Consider the following 15,981-nt stretch of genomic DNA (forward strand, 5'->3'; position numbering starts at 1 on the left):
AACTCATACCTGAATGGATAGAACATCATGAATTTACATGAATACCAGGCGAAGCAGCTGTTTGCGCGCTATGGCATGCCAGCACCGACAGGCTATGCCTGCACCACGCCACGTGAAGCTGAAGAAGCCGCGTCTAAAATCGGCGCAGGTCCGTGGGTAGTGAAATGTCAGGTTCATGCCGGTGGCCGCGGTAAAGCGGGTGGCGTGAAAGTGGTTAACAGCAAAGAAGACATTCGTGCTTTTGCTGAGCATTGGCTGGGCAAACGTCTGGTGACCTATCAAACTGATGCGCATGGTCAGCCGGTAAACCAGATTCTGGTTGAAGCCGCGACTGATATCGATCAGGAGCTGTATCTTGGTGCGGTTGTTGACCGTGCGACTCGTCGCGTGATCTTCATGGCCTCGACTGAAGGCGGTGTTGAGATTGAGAAAGTGGCAGAAGAAACGCCACACTTGATCCACAAGATGGCGCTGGATCCATTAGCGGGTCCACAGCCATATCAGGGCCGCGAGTTGGCGTTCAAACTCGGCCTGACCGGTAAGCAAGTTAGCCAGTTCACCAAAATCTTCATGGGTCTGGCGACCATGTTCCTCGAGCGCGATCTGGCGATGGTTGAAATCAACCCGCTGGTGATCACCAAGCAGGGCGACCTGATCTGCCTCGATGGCAAACTGGGTGCAGACGGTAACGCACTGTTCCGTCAGCCGGAACTGCGTGAAATGCGCGATCCGAGCCAGGAAGATCCACGTGAAGCACATGCAACGCAGTGGGAACTGAACTACGTTGCGCTGGATGGCAACATCGGCTGTATGGTGAACGGCGCCGGTCTGGCAATGGGCACCATGGACATCGTGAAACACCACGGTGGTGAGCCAGCAAACTTCCTGGACGTTGGCGGCGGCGCAACCAAAGAGCGCGTGACCGAAGCCTTCAAAATCATCCTGTCTGACGATGCGGTAAAAGCCGTGTTCGTTAACATCTTCGGCGGCATCGTGCGTTGCGACCTGATCGCAGACGGCATCATCGGTGCGGTGGCAGAAGTGGGTGTGAACGTACCAGTTGTGGTACGTCTGGAAGGTAACAACGCCGAGCTGGGCGCTAAGAAACTGGCGGACAGCGGTCTGAACATCATTGCAGCAACCAGCCTGACAGACGCTGCACAGCGTGTTGTAGCTGCAGCGGAGGGTAAATAATGTCCATTTTGATCGACAAAAACACCAAAGTCATTTGCCAGGGTTTCACCGGTGGTCAAGGGACGTTCCACTCTGAGCAGGCGCTGGCCTATGGTACGCAGCTGGTTGGCGGTGTAACGCCAGGCAAAGGTGGCACCACGCATCTCGGACTGCCGGTGTTCAACACCGTGCGTGAAGCAGTAGAAGCGACCGGCGCAACCGCCACCGTTATCTACGTTCCAGCGCCGTTCTGCAAAGACGGTATTCTGGAAGCGATCGATGCGGGCATCAAACTGATCATCACCATCACCGAAGGTATCCCAACGCTGGATATGCTGACCGTGAAAGTGAAGCTGGATGAAGCTGGCGTACGCATGATCGGCCCGAACTGCCCAGGCGTGATCACGCCAGGCGAATGTAAGATCGGTATCATGCCGGGCCACATTCACCAGCCAGGCCGCGTCGGTATCGTATCGCGTTCAGGTACGCTGACTTATGAAGCCGTTAAGCAGACCACTGACATCGGCTACGGCCAGTCAACCTGCGTAGGTATCGGTGGCGACCCGATCCCAGGTTCTAACTTCATCGACATCCTGAAACTGTTCCAGGAAGATCCACAGACCGAAGTGATCGTGATGATCGGTGAGATCGGTGGTAGCGCGGAAGAAGAAGCAGCATCCTACATCAAAGCACACGTGACCAAGCCGGTTGTCGGCTACATCGCGGGTGTGACTGCACCGAAAGGCAAACGTATGGGCCACGCAGGCGCCATCATTGCCGGTGGTAAAGGTACTGCTGATGAGAAATTTGCTGCGCTGGAAGCGGCCGGTGTGAAAACCGTACGCAGCCTGGCAGACATTGGTGACGCGGTTAAAGCGGTTCTGCCAATCAAATAAGCCAGTATTGACTGACATTAAAAAGCCACCTTCGGGTGGCTTTTTTTTGGTAATAACCCGCCGAAAATAGGGGCAAAAAGCGTAACGGTTTCAAAAACAGCGGCTATGCTTACTCTGTCATCAGGGTAAAGAAGGGAAAAGACGCTGGATCTTCGTCAAACAATTGGCACACGACTTTCCAGATCGAGGTTAAATAATTGCGGAAAAGGTAATTATATTCTTAATTATATGATGATGTTGTGACATCTAATTAACAACCACTTTAACACTACATATCTGGAAATTTATTGTCTTAATCCAGATCAATAAATAGCGAGTTATAGGAAACTTTACCGCTAGCAAAACAGCGACTAACCGGTATAAATTGCGCTGCATCAATTCAGTCTTCGTCATAATTTTTCAGGAGTTTGTGCCAGGCGTTGTTATATCAATTCTGCCGCCTCCTCATTCCACTCCTGCTTAAAATTGACTGAAAAGATCGGTTTTTAAGGGAATTTTATCACTGTTACTCGCCTTCTTCGGGCAACAGCTTTCTCTGTTCTATCAGTAACAAAACTGGAATCAATAATCAGTCGTTCCTGAATCTTATTCTGCGCGTCAATGTATGTTGTTTGCCGTTGTCATCCGCAGGGGAAGTTCATGCGAGGAGCAAGGAGTCATCATGTTAGATATTGTCGAGCTGTCGCGTTTACAGTTTGCCCTGACGGCGATGTACCATTTCCTGTTCGTGCCATTAACGCTGGGTATGGCGTTTTTATTGGCGATCATGGAAACCGTATATGTCCTGACGGGGAAACAAATTTATAAAGATATGACCAAGTTCTGGGGCAAGTTGTTTGGTATCAACTTTGCGCTCGGCGTGGCTACCGGCCTGACCATGGAATTCCAGTTCGGTACCAACTGGTCATATTACTCACACTATGTCGGCGATATCTTCGGTGCGCCGCTCGCCATTGAAGGCTTGATGGCGTTCTTCCTCGAATCCACCTTTGTTGGCCTGTTCTTCTTCGGCTGGGATCGCCTCGGCAAGGTGCAACACCTTGCGGTGACCTGGCTGGTGGCGCTCGGTTCCAACATGTCCGCGCTGTGGATTCTGGTGGCGAACGGCTGGATGCAAAACCCGATTGCTTCCGAGTTCAATTTTGAAACCATGCGTATGGAGATGCTGAGCTTCTCCGAGCTGGTGCTAAATCCGGTTGCGCAGGTTAAGTTTGTGCACACCGTGGCCGCTGGCTACACCACAGGTGCGATGTTCATCCTTGGTATCAGCGCATGGTATCTGCTGAAAGGGCGCGATATTGCTTTCGCTAAACGCTCCTTTGCTATCGCAGCCAGCTTCGGTATGGCGGCGATTTTGTCGGTGATCGTGCTGGGTGACGAATCTGGTTATGAAATCGGCGACGTGCAGAAAACCAAGCTGGCGGCGATTGAAGCGGAATGGGAAACCCAACCGGCTCCAGCTGCGTTTACGCTGTTTGGCATTCCGGACCAGGAAACCCAGGAAAACAAATATGCGATTCAGATTCCGTACCTGCTCGGCTTGATCGCTACGCGTTCAGTCGATACGCCAGTCACCGGTTTGAAAGATCTGCTGGCGCAGCATGAAGTGCGTATTCGTAACGGCATGAAAGCCTACGCGCTGCTGAACGAACTGCGCGGTGGTAGCAAAGATCCTGCTGTGCGCAGCCAGTTTGAAGCCAGCAAAAAGGATCTGGGTTATGGCCTGCTGCTGAAGCGCTATACGCCGGATGTGGCTAACGCCAGCGAAGAGCAGATCCAGAAAGCGACGAAAGACTCAATCCCACGTGTTGCGCCGCTGTACTTCGCCTTTCGTATCATGGTGCTGGGCGGTGTGTTGATGCTGGGCATCATTGCGCTCTCCTTCTGGAGCGTGATTCGTAACCGTATCGGCAAGTCGCGCTGGTTACTGAAAGCCGCGTTGTACGGCATTCCATTGCCATGGATTGCGATTGAAGCGGGTTGGTTCGTTGCCGAGTATGGCCGCCAGCCGTGGGCAATTGGTGAGGTGCTGCCAACCGCAGTCGCTAACTCCTCATTGACCGTCGGCGATCTGCTGTTCTCAATGACGCTGATTTGCGGTCTCTACACCTTGTTCCTCGTGGCGGAAATGTACCTGATGTTCAAGTTCGCGCGCCTCGGTCCAAGCAGCCTGAAAACCGGCCGCTATCATCATGAAACGCTGAAGACATCATCTCAGCCGGCGCGTGGATAAGGAGAGCGACCATGTTTGATTACGAAGTATTGCGCTTTGTCTGGTGGCTGCTGATTGGCGTGTTGCTGATTGGTTTTGCGGTCACCGATGGCTTTGATATGGGCGTCGGTATGCTGACCCGCATTTTGGGTCGCACCGATACTGAACGTCGCATCATGATTAACAGCATTGCGCCACACTGGGACGGCAACCAGGTTTGGCTGATCACCGCTGGTGGCGCGCTGTTTGCCGCTTGGCCAATGGTGTATGCCGCTGCGTTCTCCGGCTTCTATGTGGCAATGATTCTGGTGCTGGCTTCACTGTTCTTCCGTCCGGTGGGATTTGATTACCGTTCGAAGATTGAAGATATGCGCTGGCGTGGCATGTGGGATTGGGGCATTTTCATCGGCAGCTTTGTCCCGCCGCTGGTGATTGGCGTGGCATTCGGCAACCTGCTGCAAGGCGTGCCGTTCCATGCTGACGAATATCTGCGCCTGTTCTATACCGGCAACTTCTTCCAGCTGCTGAATCCGTTTGGCTTGCTGGCGGGCGTGGTGAGTGTGGCGATGATCCTGACGCAGGGCGCAACCTATCTGCAGATGCGTACTGCCGGTGAGTTGCACGTCCGCAGCCGCAGCACCGCGCAAATCTCGGCGCTGGTGATGATGGTGTGCTTCATCCTTGCCGGTGTGTGGGTGAAATACGGCATTGATGGTTATGTGCTGAAGAGCGTTATCGATCATCACGCCGCATCCAACCCGTTGGGTAAAGATGTGGTGCGTGAAGCGGGCGCATGGATGGTGAACTTCGAGCAGATGCCAGTATTGTGGCTATTCCCGCTGTTGGGCGTGGTGTTACCGCTGCTGACCATTCTCTTTTCGCGTATCGAGAAGGGCGCTCTGGCGTTTATCTCTTCTTCACTGACCTTAGCTTGCGTGATCATGACGGCCGGGATTGCGATGTTCCCGTTCATCATGCCATCCAGCACCGTGCCAGGCATCAGCCTGACGATGTGGGATGCCACGTCTAGCCTGCTGACGCTGAAAGTGATGACCATTGCCGCCATCATCTTTGTACCGATTATCCTGGCGTACACCGCCTGGTGTTATTACAAGATGTTTGGCCGTATCACCAAAGAACACATTGAGAGCAATACGCACTCCCTGTACTGATTAAGGAGATTGAGCATGTGGTATTTTGCCTGGATTCTTGGCACCTTGCTGGCCTGTGCGTTCGGTGTGATCACGGCGCTGGCGCTGGAGCATGTTGAAGAGAGCAGCGCCAAGGACGAGCAAGTCTGATGCGCACACTGATTCGGACGATGTATCGTCTGATGGACAAGGGCCCATTTCGGGCCCTTTCGTTAATTCTGGCACTGTGGCTGGCGGGCTGCGTTATTTGGCAACCTTCACGCTTTGCCGCGCGTACCAGTGATTTGGCGATATGGCATGGATTGCTGCTGATTTGGGCTGTGTGTACCGGCGTGATTCACGGCACCGGATTCAGTCCACAACAAACGCGTTGGCAGGCTCTATTCTCACCTCTGCCCGCTCTGTTGATTTTGTTGGCAGGAATTTCCTGGTTCTACCATTAAGTCCAGGTTCAGGACTTAAAAACGCTGCATTTTCAGGCGCTGGCGTGAGGTTTTGTCAGCGCCCGGTCAAGAAACATCCTATAAATCCTTCCAGTTGTTAACCTGTGATAATTATTTTCGCGCGGCGTCAGCGGACCATTCCCAAGCCGATCTCACTTGCGTATAGTAGCAACGTTTAAAATGAGACCGGGATGTAGAGTGAGTACTACGCTGTTTCGCTGGCCGGTTCGTGTCTATTACGAAGACACTGATGCCGGTGGTGTGGTTTACCACGCCAGTTATCTTGCTTTCTATGAACGAGCACGTACCGAAATGTTGCGCCAGCACCATTTCAATCAGCAGGTCCTGTTGGAAGAGCAGGTGGCTTTTGTGGTACGACGCATGACGATCGATTTTGTTGCGGCTGCACGTCTGGACGATCTTTTGGAAATTCAAACAGAAGTGACCTCAATGACGCGTGCAACGATGACGTTCTCGCAGCGTATCGTGAATGCAGAAGGCAAAGTGCTAAATGAAGCAGAAGTCCTGATTGCCTGCATCAACCCACATCTAATGAAGCCAATTGCGCTTCCCAAGTCTATTGTCGCGGAGTTCAAGCAGTGACTGACATGAATGTTCTTGATTTGTTCCTGAAGGCGAGCCTTCTGGTCAAACTTATCATGTTGATTTTGATCGGCTTTTCTATTGCCTCATGGGCGATCATTATTCAGCGTACGCGCATTTTGAATGCGGCGGGGCGCGAAGCCGAAGCCTTTGAAGATAAGTTCTGGTCCGGTATCGAGCTGTCACGCCTGTATCAGGAAAGCCAGGGACGCCGCGATGAACTGAGCGGATCTGAGCAAATTTTCTATTCGGGTTTCAAAGAGTTTGCGCGCTTGCACCGTGCTAACAACCATGCGCCGGAAGCGGTTGTAGAGGGCGCGAGCCGTGCGATGCGTATCTCCTTCAATCGTGAACTGGAAACGCTGGAAACTCACATTCCTTTCCTTGGCACCGTTGGCTCAATCAGTCCGTATATCGGTCTGTTCGGTACGGTGTGGGGGATCATGCACGCCTTTATCGCCCTCGGTGCGGTAAAACAGGCCACGCTGCAGATGGTTGCACCGGGTATTGCCGAAGCGTTGATCGCTACCGCAATCGGTCTGTTCGCGGCCATTCCTGCCGTTATGGCGTACAACCGTCTGAACCAGCGCGTTAACAAGCTGGAACAGGGCTACGACAACTTCATGGAAGAGTTCACGGCTATCCTGCATCGTCAGGCTTTCTCCAACGACAACACGAAGTAAGTCGAGGTTTACGATGGCCAGAACCCGTGGTCGCGGTAAACGCGACCTTAAGTCGGAAATCAACATTGTTCCACTGCTGGACGTGCTGTTGGTGTTGCTGCTCATCTTTATGGCAACCGCGCCGATTATTACCCAGAGCGTGGAAGTGGATCTGCCGGATGCGACAGATTCAAAAACCGTCTCAACTGATGATAATCCACCGGTGATTGTTGAAGTGTCTGGTGTTGGCCAGTACAGCCTGGTGGTGGATCACGATCGTATGACGCAGTTGCCGCCGGAGCAGGTGGTGAGCGAAGCGCAGCGCCGGATTGAAGCCAATCCGAAAACGGTCTTCCTGATCGGCGGTGCGAAAGACGTCCCTTACGACGAAATCATCAAGGCGCTGAACCTGTTACATCAGGCAGGCGTGAAATCTGTCGGTTTGATGACGCAGCCGATTTAAAGCGAACCGTTTTTGGGAACCGAGTGTGTCGAAGGCAACCGAGCAGAACGACAAGTTAAAACGCGCAATAATCGTTTCGGTGATTCTGCACATCGTGCTGATCGCCTTACTGATTTGGAGCTCGTTTAACGAAAAAATCGAATCCAGCGGCGGTGGCGGTGGCAGTGATATTGACGCAGTGATGGTCGATTCAGGCGCCGTGGTTGAGCAGTATAACCGCCAGCAGAATCAGCAACGAGACAGTCAGCGCGCCGAGCAGCAGCGTCAGAAACAGTCGCAGCAGCAGGCCGAAGAGTTACAGCAGAAACAAGCTGCTGAGCAGCAGCGCCTGAAAGAGATGGAAAAAGAGCGTTTGCAGGCCCAGCAGGAAGCTAAAGAGCAGGCGAAGCAGCAGGCCGAGCAGCAGAAAGCCGCTGAAGCCGCCGCTAAGCAGGCGCAGGAACAGCAGAAAACTGCCGAAGCCGCTGCAGCGAAAGCCAAGGCGGATGCCAAAGCGGAAGCCGATGCGCAAGCAAAAGCAGCCGCTGACGCCAAAGCCAAAGCGGTAGAAGAAGCTAAGCAAGCCGCAGCTGACGCGAAGAAGAAAGCGGACGCGGAAGCCAAAGCTGCCGCTGCTGAAGCGGCCAAAGAGAAAGCGGCGCAGCAGGCAAAAGCTGCCGCAGAATCAAAAGCCAAAGCGGATGCTGAAGCCAAAGCTCAGGCTGCTGCCGATGCGAAGGCGAAAGCGGCTCAGGAAGCGAAAGAGGCTAAAGAGCAAGCGGCTGCTGAGGCAAAAGAAAAAGCTGCAACTGAAGCGAAAGAGAAGGCTGCAGCCGAGGCGAAAGCCAAGGCCGACGCAGCTGCGAAGGCCAAAGCGGATGCAAAAGCCAAAGCTGCTGCAGATGCCAAAAAAGCCGCCGCTGAAGCTGCGAAGAATGAAAATGCGGTTGATGACCTGTTAGGTGGTTTGTCTTCTGGTAAGAATGCACCGAAAAGCGGCACCGCATCGGGTGGCGCTGCAGGGCAGGGTAATCAGAAGAAGGCTGGCGCGTCAGGCGCAGATATCAATAATTACATGGGGCAAGTGGTCGGCGCGATTCAGAGCCGTTTCTACGATGCTGATTTGTACAAAGGTAAAGAGTGCAACCTGCGCATCAAGCTGGCACCGGATGGTTTACTGATTGATGTTAAATCGGAAGGTGGCGATCCAGCCTTGTGTCAGGCAGCAATCGCTGCCGCGAAGCAGGCGCGTATTCCAAAGCCGCCTTCGCAGGCGGTGTATGAAGTGTTTAAAAACGCACCTATGCGTTTCAAACCAGAATAATGCAGTAACGTACGGCAGGTTGAACTATGGTTAGCTCGCCGTACTCTATAAGTACTCGTGTTTTTCAGGAACTGTGCGAATTATCATGAACCTCTGGTTCAGGTAAGGGAGAAAAAATGAAGCAGGCACTTCGTGTAACCTTAGGTTTTTTTGTACTGCTGTGGGCAGCAATGCTTCATGCAGAAGTCCGTATTGAAATTACGCAGGGCGTTAACACCGCACGCCCTATTGGTGTGGTTCCGTTCCAATGGGCTGGCCCAGGCGCGGCACCAGAAGACATCGGCGGGATCGTTTCTGCTGACTTACGCAACAGCGGTAAATTCAATCCGCTCGATCGTTCTCGTCTGCCACAACAACCAGCCAGCGCGCAGGAAGTTCAACCTGCCGCATGGAGCGCATTGGGTATTGATGCGGTCGTGGTCGGCCAGGTAACGCCAAACGCTGACGGCAGCTATCAAATTGCCTATCAGTTGGTGGATACCGGCGGCGCGCCAGGCACCGTGCTGGCACAGAACTCTTACAAAGTGACTAAGCAGTGGCTGCGTTATGCAGCGCACACTGCCAGTGACGAAGTGTTCGAGAAGCTGACCGGCATTAAAGGCGCATTCCGTACTCGTATCGCCTATGTGGTGCAGACCAACGGTGGTCAGTTCCCGTATGAGTTGCGCGTATCGGATTACGATGGCTACAACCAGTTTGTGGTTCACCGTTCACCGCAGCCATTGATGTCTCCCGCCTGGTCGCCAGATGGCAGCAAAGTGGCTTACGTGACCTTCGAAAGCGGCAAATCTGCGCTGGTTGTGCAGACGCTGTCTAACGGTGCAATCCGTCAGGTGGCTTCTTATCCACGTCACAACGGTGCGCCAGCCTTCTCACCAGATGGTTCTAAACTGGCCTTCGCGCTGTCGAAAACCGGCAGCCTGAACCTGTACGTGATGGATCTGGCTTCTGGTCAGACGCGTCAGGTGACGGATGGTCGCTACAACAGCACTGAACCGACGTGGTTCCCGGACAGCCAGACGCTGGCTTACACCTCGGATCAGGCCGGTGCGCCTCAGATTTATAAAGTTGGTATCAACGGCGGTGCGCCACAACGTATTACCTGGGAAGGTGCGCAAAACCAGGATGCGGATGTGTCAACCGACGGTAAAACTATGGTGATGATCAGCAGCGCCGGTGGCGCTCAGCATGTCGCCAAACAGGATCTGGTAACGGGAGCCGTTCAAACAATAACGGACACGTTCCTGGATGAAACGCCGAGTCTGGCGCCAAACGGCACAATGGTAATCTATAGCTCTACTCAGGGGATGGGTTCCGTGTTGCAGTTGGTTTCAACCGACGGGCGTTTCAAAGCGCGTCTTCCGGCAACTGATGGACAGGTCAAATTCCCTGCCTGGTCGCCGTATCTGTGATGCATAGATCCCCTGCACGGCGGGGGATTAAAATGTATGGCAAACAAAATAATAGGATAAAGAAATGCAACTGAACAAAGTGCTGAAGGGTTTGATGCTGGCTCTGCCGGTTATCGCAGTAGCTGCATGTAGCTCACACAAAAACAACAATAACGATCAGACCGGTATGGGCGCTAACGACGGTGCTTACGGTGCTGGCCAGAACGGTAACATGTCTTCTGACGAGCAAGCGCGCCTGCAGATGCAGCAGCTGCAGCAGAACAACATCGTTTACTTCGGTCTGGACAAGTATGACGTGGCTTCTGACTACGCTCAGATGCTGGATCAGCACGCTGCATTCCTGCGTGGCAACCCGTCTTACAAAGTGACCATCGAAGGTCATGCGGATGAGCGCGGTACTCCAGAATACAACATCGCCCTGGGCGAGCGTCGTGCAAGCGCCGTTAAGATGTATCTGCAAGGCAAAGGCGTTTCTGCTGACCAGATGTCTATCGTTTCTTACGGTAAAGAAAAACCAGCTGTACTGGGTCATGACGAAGCGGCTTACGCTAAAAACCGTCGTGCCGTACTGGTTTACTAAGAAAATATCATGATGAGTAACTTCAGACTTCATCTGTTGAGTCTGTCGTTACTGGTTGGTTTAGCGGCCCCTTTGGGGGCTGCTAATGCCCAGGCGTCAATCAGTAGCGTTGGCTCAGGCTCGGTCGAAGACCGCGTCACCACTCTTGAACGTATCTCAAATGCCCAGGCTCAGCTTCTGCAGCAATTGCAGCAGCAGATGAGCGACAACCAAAGCGATATCGATTCGCTGCGCGGGCAAATCCAGCAAAATAGCTATCAGCTTAATCAGGTGATCGAGCGCCAGAAACAGCTTTATCAGCAAATCGACAGCCTCAGCTCCGGCAGTAACGGTGCGCAGGCCGGCGGTGGTGCGGATGCCGCTGCTGCGGGCGCTGCGGGCGCTGCGGGTGCCGCAGCGGCTGATAGCGGTAGCAGCGATAACGCCAGTGCGGCCGCGCCAGCACAAACCGGCGATGCCAACACGGATTACAATGCTGCCGTTGCGCTGATTCTGGAGAAGAAGCAGTACGATCAGGCGATTACTGCCCTGCAGGCTTGGGTGAAGAAATATCCTGATTCTACCTATCAGCCGAATGCCAATTACTGGCTGGGTCAGCTGTATTACAACAAAGGTAAAAAAGACGATTCGGCCTATTATTTTGCCACTGTGGTAAAAAATTACGCGAAATCGCCAAAAGCCCCGGAAGCGCTGTTTAAGGTTGGCGTGATCATGCAAGAGAAGAACGACACGGCGAAAGCCAAGGCTGTCTTCCAGCAAGTGATCAAACAATTCCCAAATAGTGATTCTGCTAAGCAGGCGCAAAAACGTCTTGCCGGGTTGTAATTTGTGCTTAAAAGACCGGATTTCGTGTGATTTCTGGTCTTACAGCATGAAAGGTAAGCAATTGAGACATTTAGTGGAAAATAAGGGTTGCGCCCTCCCGCTAAATCAGTAATATATGCCGCCGTTGCCGGGACATATCTTAACAAGTATCGGCAGCACTGAAGATGGGTCGTTAGCTCAGTTGGTAGAGCAGTTGACTTTTAATCAATTGGTCGCAGGTTCGAATCCTGCACGACCCACCATCTCAACCCGTTGTAAGTGAGATGATTTCTTCAGTAAGCTTCACAACCTTGATGGGTCGTTAGCTCAGTTGGTAGAGCAGTTGACTTTTAATCAATTGGTCGCAGGTTCGAATCCTGCACGACCCACCATCAAGTAAAGGTTGTAAGCCCCACAGCGGGTCGTTAGCTCAGTTGGTAGAGCAGTTGACTTTTAATCAATTGGTCGCAGGTTCGAATCCTGCACGACCCACCAGTTATGTAGAAAGGCGCCCTAAAGGCGCCTTTTTGCTTTTTAGGCTTTTTTAAATGTTAGGTGGATTTGCTTTGAGATGGTGCACCGGCCAGATAAGGCGGGGCGGATCGCGAAGAAACCTCACATCCCTGTGGATCGGCCTCGCAAGTACTCGCCTCATCCATGAGGCTCGCCCGCAAGCGGGCAACGCTTCGCGTTGTGCAAAAACGCTCCCGGCGTTTTTGTCCATAGCTCGGACGCTTCGCTCCTTCCGCTCCCGCCTTTTCTGGCCCTTAAGCTTCGATGTTGCTTTAAATAATCGCACCATGCTTAACGAAGACGGAAGGACCGGGCGGTGGAGTAAAGCTTCCGGCGCATGGATGCGCCGGCAGAGCCTACAGGGATGTATCCACGGCGACTTTACGCAACCGCCCGGTTCTTTCGGCTGGTTGGCAAGGTATTAATCCTAATCTACTCTTTTACCTTAACCGGCGTCAGACTTTTCCAGATATGCAGCACCGCATAGCTGCGCCAAGGTCGCCAAACCTGCGATAACTGCTCCGCCACTTTGGCACTCACGCCGCCGAGGTTATTACGAATGGCAATATCTTCTTTGGGAAACGCATCAGGCCAGCGCAGTGCGCGCATCGCGATATAACTTGCTGTCCACGGCCCAATCCCTTTTAGCGCCAGTAACTGCTGTTGAACCACATCAGGATTCACCGCACCGTTAAAGCGCAATGCGCCAGAAGCACAGGCCTGAGCCAGTGCCTGAATGGCATGTGAACGCGCACTGACAATCCCCAGGCTGGCGATATCATCGATGCTCGCCGCCGCCAGCGACTCCGCATTCGGCGGCAAACGCGAAAGTTCTGGCCACGGCGTTACCAGTGGCTCACCAAAGCGCTGTGCCATTCGGCTACTTAACGTGGTTGCCGCTTTCACCGTAACCTGCTGGCCGAGTATCGCGCGCACACCCAACTCAAAGCCGTCAAACGCACCAGGAACGCGTAGACCGGGAAAGCGCGACAAGCTCTCGGCTAAAAGCGGATCGTGGCTTAGGTGCTCTGCTATGCGCTGTGGCTGTGCATCCAGGTCGAACAGGTCGCGCAGACGACGTAGTAAAGCGGGCAGCACCGGCGTCAACGACGTTGTGAATTGCACCTTCAGCGACTGTTTCTCCGCAAGATGGCTCACGCGCACCCAGCCGCGGCAGTTGCCCAGCGCTACGGTGCGGTGATAAATGCCCTCGTTCACCCATTCCACGTCCTTCATCACGCGCTGTTGCAGGAAATCGAGCATCGCATCCCAATCGTAAGGCGGCCGATAACTCAGGCGCAGTTCGGCACTCTCCTGCGTGCTCTTCACGGCGTCAGGTTGATTCTGCTTACGCAGGCGGGAAGGCGTCATGCGATAGCGCGCCTGGAACACATCGTTAAAACGCCTCAGACTGCGAAAGCCGCTGGCGTAAGCAATTTCTGTTACCGGTAGTGAGGTTTCTGTAAGAAGTTGCTTAGCGAGCAGCATACGACGTGTCTGACGCAGTTCTAAAGGCGATACCCCGAGCTCCTGCTGCACCACGCGACGTAATTGACGTTCACTCAGATCAAACTCGGCTGCGATGTCTGCCAGCGTCTCTTGTTCTTCCAGCATGCCCTCTTCGATGCGGCGAATTAAACGATCGGCAATGCGGTGATGGCTATCCACCGGCGCAGAGCCGGGTGCCAGTTCCGGGCGGCAGCGTAAACAGGGGCGGAAGTGCGCTTTCTCGGCGGCTTCTGCACTGTTAAAAAACAGGCAGTTCTTCTGCATCGGCGCTTTTACTGGACAAATGGGGCGGCAATAGATGCCGGTGGATGTCACGCCAACAAAAAACAGCCCGTCGAAGCGGCTATCGCGCGACGTCAGCGCCTGGTAAGCAATTTCAGCATCAAACATCATCGTCTCCGGCAAATAAACGGCATGGTCGCGCAAGCTGAACAGCAAAACTCGCTGCTTTCGGACAGCTAACCAGTTTATGCTGATGACCGAAAACAGCCAGTTTCCTGCGGCGGAAATGCGATAATCGCCAGCAGAGATTAAGCCGGAGGTGCACCATGTATCATGCCAAAATCATCGCAACGCCCGTTGGCGAGCTCACGCTTGTTGCCACCGATAAGGGATTGTCGGCGATTCTGTGGGAAAACGAAGGCGCGCAGCGCGTGCCGTTGAAGCCGATTAGCCGTAACGATCAGCATCCGATTCTGTGTGAGGCTGAACGCCAGCTGCGCGAATATTTCGCCGGTGAACGTCAGCAGTTTGATATGCCGTACGACACCGTCGGCACCGAATTCCAGAAAAAAGTGTGGCAAGCACTCCTCACTATCCCATTTGGTGAAACGCGCAGCTATCTGCAAATCGCCGAGCAGATCGGCAATCCCAAAGCGGTGCGCGCCGTGGGCGCAGCCAACGGTAAAAACCCGCTGTCGATTATGGCGCCGTGCCATCGCGTAATTGGCAGCAACGGCAAACTCACCGGTTTTGCGGGCGGGCTCAGCGTTAAAGCCTTCCTGCTGGAGCTGGAAAGCCCACAGAAGAGCACGTTGTTGCTATAGAGCGCGCAAAAAAGAGACGACACTCTCGCGCAATTCCGCTATCGTGTTTAGCATATAAAACACGATGGCGGTTTTGATGCCGCATCATTGCCCTAACAGGCAATTTTGTTAAATTGAGAAAACGAGAGCCGTGTCATGAGTCTGATGTTTGATCCTGAAAGCGCGATCTATCCTTTCCCGCCGAAACCGGCACGTCTCAGTGACGATGAAAAATCCTACTACAAAAACAAAATCAAACGCTTGCTGAAAGAACGTGATGCGGTGATGGTGGCGCATTATTACACCGATCCTGAAATCCAGGCGCTGGCTGAAGAGACCGGCGGCTGCGTATCGGACTCACTGGAAATGGCGCGTTTCGGCAGCACACATTCCGCCAAAACCTTGCTGGTGGCGGGTGTGCGTTTTATGGGCGAAACCGCAAAAATTCTTAGCCCGGAAAAAACCGTGCTGATGCCCACCTTGCAGGCGGAATGCTCGCTCGATCTCGGTTGCCCAATTGAGGAATTTAACCGCTTCTGCGATCAGCATCCCGATCGCACCGTGGTGGTGTATGCCAACACCTCGGCGGCGGTGAAGGCGCGCGCGGATTGGGTCGTCACTTCAAGCATCGCGGTTGAGCTGATTGAACATCTCGACAGCCTTGGCGAGAAAATCATCTGGGCACCGGATCGTCACCTTGGCCGCTACGTCACGCAAAAATCCGGCGCAGATGTGCTTTGCTGGCAGGGCGCCTGTATCGTTCATGACGAATTCAAAACGCAGGCTTTGCAACGCATGAAGGCGCTCTATCCGGATGCGGCGGTGCTGGTGCATCCTGAATCGCCGCAGGCGATTGTCGATCTGGCCGATGCGGTGGGATCCACCAGCCAGCTGATTCAGGCGGCGCAAAACTTGCCGCATCCGCAGATGATCGTTGCCACCGATCGCGGCATCTTCTACAAAATGCAGCAGGCGGTGCCGAACAAAGAGTTGCTGGAAGCGCCAACCGCAGGTGAGGGCGCAACCTGCCGCAGCTGTGCGCACTGTCCGTGGATGGCGATGAACGGTCTGAAAGCGATTGCCGAAGGATTGGAACGTGGCGGCAGCGAGCATGAAATTCATGTCGATGATGCGCTGCGCGAGGCCGCGTTGATCCCCCTTAATCGCATGCTATCCTTTGCTGCAGATCTCAAACTTAAAATCAAAGGGAATGCATGACGGGCTCCCGTTAC

Annotated in this window: 16 protein-coding genes and 3 tRNA genes; 18 read left to right on the plus strand and 1 reads right to left on the minus strand. The window is 53.6% G+C overall.

The annotated features are described in order from the left end of the window. Nucleotides 1–27 precede the first annotated feature (27 nt). The 16 genes from sucC (at nt 28) to VIJ98_RS05780 (ending at nt 12,197) form a co-directional block, all read left to right on the plus strand. Entirely contained in the window at nt 28–1,194 is a 1,167-nt protein-coding gene (gene sucC / locus VIJ98_RS05705) for an ADP-forming succinate--CoA ligase subunit beta (RefSeq protein ID WP_007890646.1), read from the plus strand. After that, entirely contained in the window at nt 1,194–2,069 is an 876-nt protein-coding gene (gene sucD / locus VIJ98_RS05710) for a succinate--CoA ligase subunit alpha (RefSeq protein WP_323272691.1), read from the plus strand. Before sucC ends, sucD begins: the two co-directional genes overlap by 1 nt. 661 nt (nt 2,070–2,730) lie before the next feature. Next, nucleotides 2,731–4,302, plus strand: coding sequence for a cytochrome ubiquinol oxidase subunit I (gene cydA, locus VIJ98_RS05715; protein ID WP_154153344.1), 1,572 nt, complete (start codon nt 2,731–2,733; stop codon nt 4,300–4,302). An 11-nt stretch (nt 4,303–4,313) separates the two neighbouring features. After that, entirely contained in the window at nt 4,314–5,453 is a 1,140-nt protein-coding gene (cydB, locus tag VIJ98_RS05720) for a cytochrome d ubiquinol oxidase subunit II (RefSeq protein ID WP_008107378.1), read from the plus strand. Between the two features lie 15 nt (nt 5,454–5,468). Further along, nucleotides 5,469–5,582 (plus strand): cytochrome bd-I oxidase subunit CydX, encoded by a 114-nt coding sequence (gene cydX / locus VIJ98_RS05725; RefSeq protein ID WP_007890642.1) that lies wholly within the window; start codon nt 5,469–5,471, stop codon nt 5,580–5,582. Next, nucleotides 5,582–5,875: a cyd operon protein YbgE gene (ybgE, locus tag VIJ98_RS05730; protein WP_154153341.1), complete on the plus strand. Its 294-nt coding sequence runs from the start codon at nt 5,582–5,584 to the stop codon at nt 5,873–5,875. The genes cydX and ybgE overlap by 1 nt, the downstream gene beginning before the upstream one ends. Before the next feature lie 198 nt (nt 5,876–6,073). Further along, on the plus strand, nt 6,074–6,478 hold the full coding sequence (gene ybgC, locus VIJ98_RS05735) for a tol-pal system-associated acyl-CoA thioesterase (RefSeq protein WP_008107385.1): 405 nt from the start codon (nt 6,074–6,076) through the stop codon (nt 6,476–6,478). Then, nucleotides 6,475–7,161 (plus strand): Tol-Pal system protein TolQ, encoded by a 687-nt coding sequence (tolQ, locus tag VIJ98_RS05740; protein WP_008107387.1) that lies wholly within the window; start codon nt 6,475–6,477, stop codon nt 7,159–7,161. Before ybgC ends, tolQ begins: the two co-directional genes overlap by 4 nt. Before the next feature lie 13 nt (nt 7,162–7,174). Then, nucleotides 7,175–7,603 (plus strand): colicin uptake protein TolR, encoded by a 429-nt coding sequence (gene tolR, locus VIJ98_RS05745; RefSeq protein WP_008107389.1) that lies wholly within the window; start codon nt 7,175–7,177, stop codon nt 7,601–7,603. Between the two features lie 25 nt (nt 7,604–7,628). After that, entirely contained in the window at nt 7,629–8,906 is a 1,278-nt protein-coding gene (gene tolA / locus VIJ98_RS05750; RefSeq protein ID WP_323272695.1) for a cell envelope integrity protein TolA, read from the plus strand. Nucleotides 8,907–9,022: 116 nt separating this feature from the next. Next, on the plus strand, nt 9,023–10,318 hold the full coding sequence (gene tolB, locus VIJ98_RS05755; protein ID WP_008107394.1) for a Tol-Pal system beta propeller repeat protein TolB: 1,296 nt from the start codon (nt 9,023–9,025) through the stop codon (nt 10,316–10,318). Between the two features lie 64 nt (nt 10,319–10,382). Next, nucleotides 10,383–10,898, plus strand: a complete 516-nt coding sequence (gene pal, locus VIJ98_RS05760; protein WP_008107396.1) for a peptidoglycan-associated lipoprotein Pal — start codon at nt 10,383–10,385, stop codon at nt 10,896–10,898. Nucleotides 10,899–10,907: 9 nt separating this feature from the next. Then, the gene (gene cpoB / locus VIJ98_RS05765; protein ID WP_154153338.1) at nt 10,908–11,723 is read left to right on the plus strand and encodes a cell division protein CpoB; all 816 of its coding nucleotides are present in this window, start codon (nt 10,908–10,910) and stop codon (nt 11,721–11,723) included. 166 nt (nt 11,724–11,889) lie between these two features. Beyond that, a tRNA-Lys gene (locus VIJ98_RS05770) sits at nt 11,890–11,965 on the plus strand. 53 nt (nt 11,966–12,018) lie between these two features. Further along, nucleotides 12,019–12,094 (plus strand) — tRNA-Lys (locus VIJ98_RS05775). A 27-nt stretch (nt 12,095–12,121) separates the two neighbouring features. Further along, nucleotides 12,122–12,197, plus strand: a tRNA-Lys gene (locus VIJ98_RS05780). A gap of 450 nt (nt 12,198–12,647) precedes the next feature. Here VIJ98_RS05780 and VIJ98_RS05785 read toward each other — a convergent pair. After that, nucleotides 12,648–14,114 carry an AlkA N-terminal domain-containing protein gene (locus VIJ98_RS05785; RefSeq protein ID WP_154153335.1) on the minus strand — a complete coding sequence of 489 codons (1,467 nt, stop codon included), beginning with the start codon at nt 14,112–14,114 and terminating at the stop codon, nt 12,648–12,650. 158 nt (nt 14,115–14,272) lie between these two features. On the opposite strand from VIJ98_RS05785, the gene VIJ98_RS05790 reads away from it, so the two are divergent. Together VIJ98_RS05790 and nadA are read left to right on the plus strand one after the other, a co-directional pair. Further along, nucleotides 14,273–14,770 carry a methylated-DNA--[protein]-cysteine S-methyltransferase gene (locus VIJ98_RS05790; RefSeq protein WP_154153333.1) on the plus strand — a complete coding sequence of 166 codons (498 nt, stop codon included), beginning with the start codon at nt 14,273–14,275 and terminating at the stop codon, nt 14,768–14,770. Between the two features lie 135 nt (nt 14,771–14,905). After that, the gene (gene nadA, locus VIJ98_RS05795; protein ID WP_154153330.1) at nt 14,906–15,967 is read left to right on the plus strand and encodes a quinolinate synthase NadA; all 1,062 of its coding nucleotides are present in this window, start codon (nt 14,906–14,908) and stop codon (nt 15,965–15,967) included. The last annotated feature ends 14 nt before the right edge of the window (nt 15,968–15,981 follow it).

Origin of the sequence: Pantoea sp. S18, assembly GCF_045689705.1 — a bacterium.
In the GTDB taxonomy this organism is placed as follows: domain Bacteria; phylum Pseudomonadota; class Gammaproteobacteria; order Enterobacterales; family Enterobacteriaceae; genus Pantoea; species Pantoea symbiotica.

What these genes read in the sequence shown, in the direction of transcription:
- VIJ98_RS05785 (WP_154153335.1), bottom strand. Translation starts at nt 14,114, where the DNA reads ATGTTTGATGCTGAAATTGCTTACCAGGCGCTGACGTCGCGCGATAGC.
- sucD (WP_323272691.1), top strand. Translation starts at nt 1,194, where the DNA reads ATGTCCATTTTGATCGACAAAAACACCAAAGTCATTTGCCAGGGTTTC.
- VIJ98_RS05790 (WP_154153333.1), top strand. Translation starts at nt 14,273, where the DNA reads ATGTATCATGCCAAAATCATCGCAACGCCCGTTGGCGAGCTCACGCTT.
- sucC (WP_007890646.1), top strand. Translation starts at nt 28, where the DNA reads ATGAATTTACATGAATACCAGGCGAAGCAGCTGTTTGCGCGCTATGGC.
- tolR (WP_008107389.1), top strand. Translation starts at nt 7,175, where the DNA reads ATGGCCAGAACCCGTGGTCGCGGTAAACGCGACCTTAAGTCGGAAATC.
- cpoB (WP_154153338.1), top strand. Translation starts at nt 10,908, where the DNA reads ATGATGAGTAACTTCAGACTTCATCTGTTGAGTCTGTCGTTACTGGTT.
- tolB (WP_008107394.1), top strand. Translation starts at nt 9,023, where the DNA reads ATGAAGCAGGCACTTCGTGTAACCTTAGGTTTTTTTGTACTGCTGTGG.
- cydX (WP_007890642.1), top strand. Translation starts at nt 5,469, where the DNA reads ATGTGGTATTTTGCCTGGATTCTTGGCACCTTGCTGGCCTGTGCGTTC.
- cydA (WP_154153344.1), top strand. Translation starts at nt 2,731, where the DNA reads ATGTTAGATATTGTCGAGCTGTCGCGTTTACAGTTTGCCCTGACGGCG.
- nadA (WP_154153330.1), top strand. Translation starts at nt 14,906, where the DNA reads ATGAGTCTGATGTTTGATCCTGAAAGCGCGATCTATCCTTTCCCGCCG.
- cydB (WP_008107378.1), top strand. Translation starts at nt 4,314, where the DNA reads ATGTTTGATTACGAAGTATTGCGCTTTGTCTGGTGGCTGCTGATTGGC.
- pal (WP_008107396.1), top strand. Translation starts at nt 10,383, where the DNA reads ATGCAACTGAACAAAGTGCTGAAGGGTTTGATGCTGGCTCTGCCGGTT.
- ybgE (WP_154153341.1), top strand. Translation starts at nt 5,582, where the DNA reads ATGCGCACACTGATTCGGACGATGTATCGTCTGATGGACAAGGGCCCA.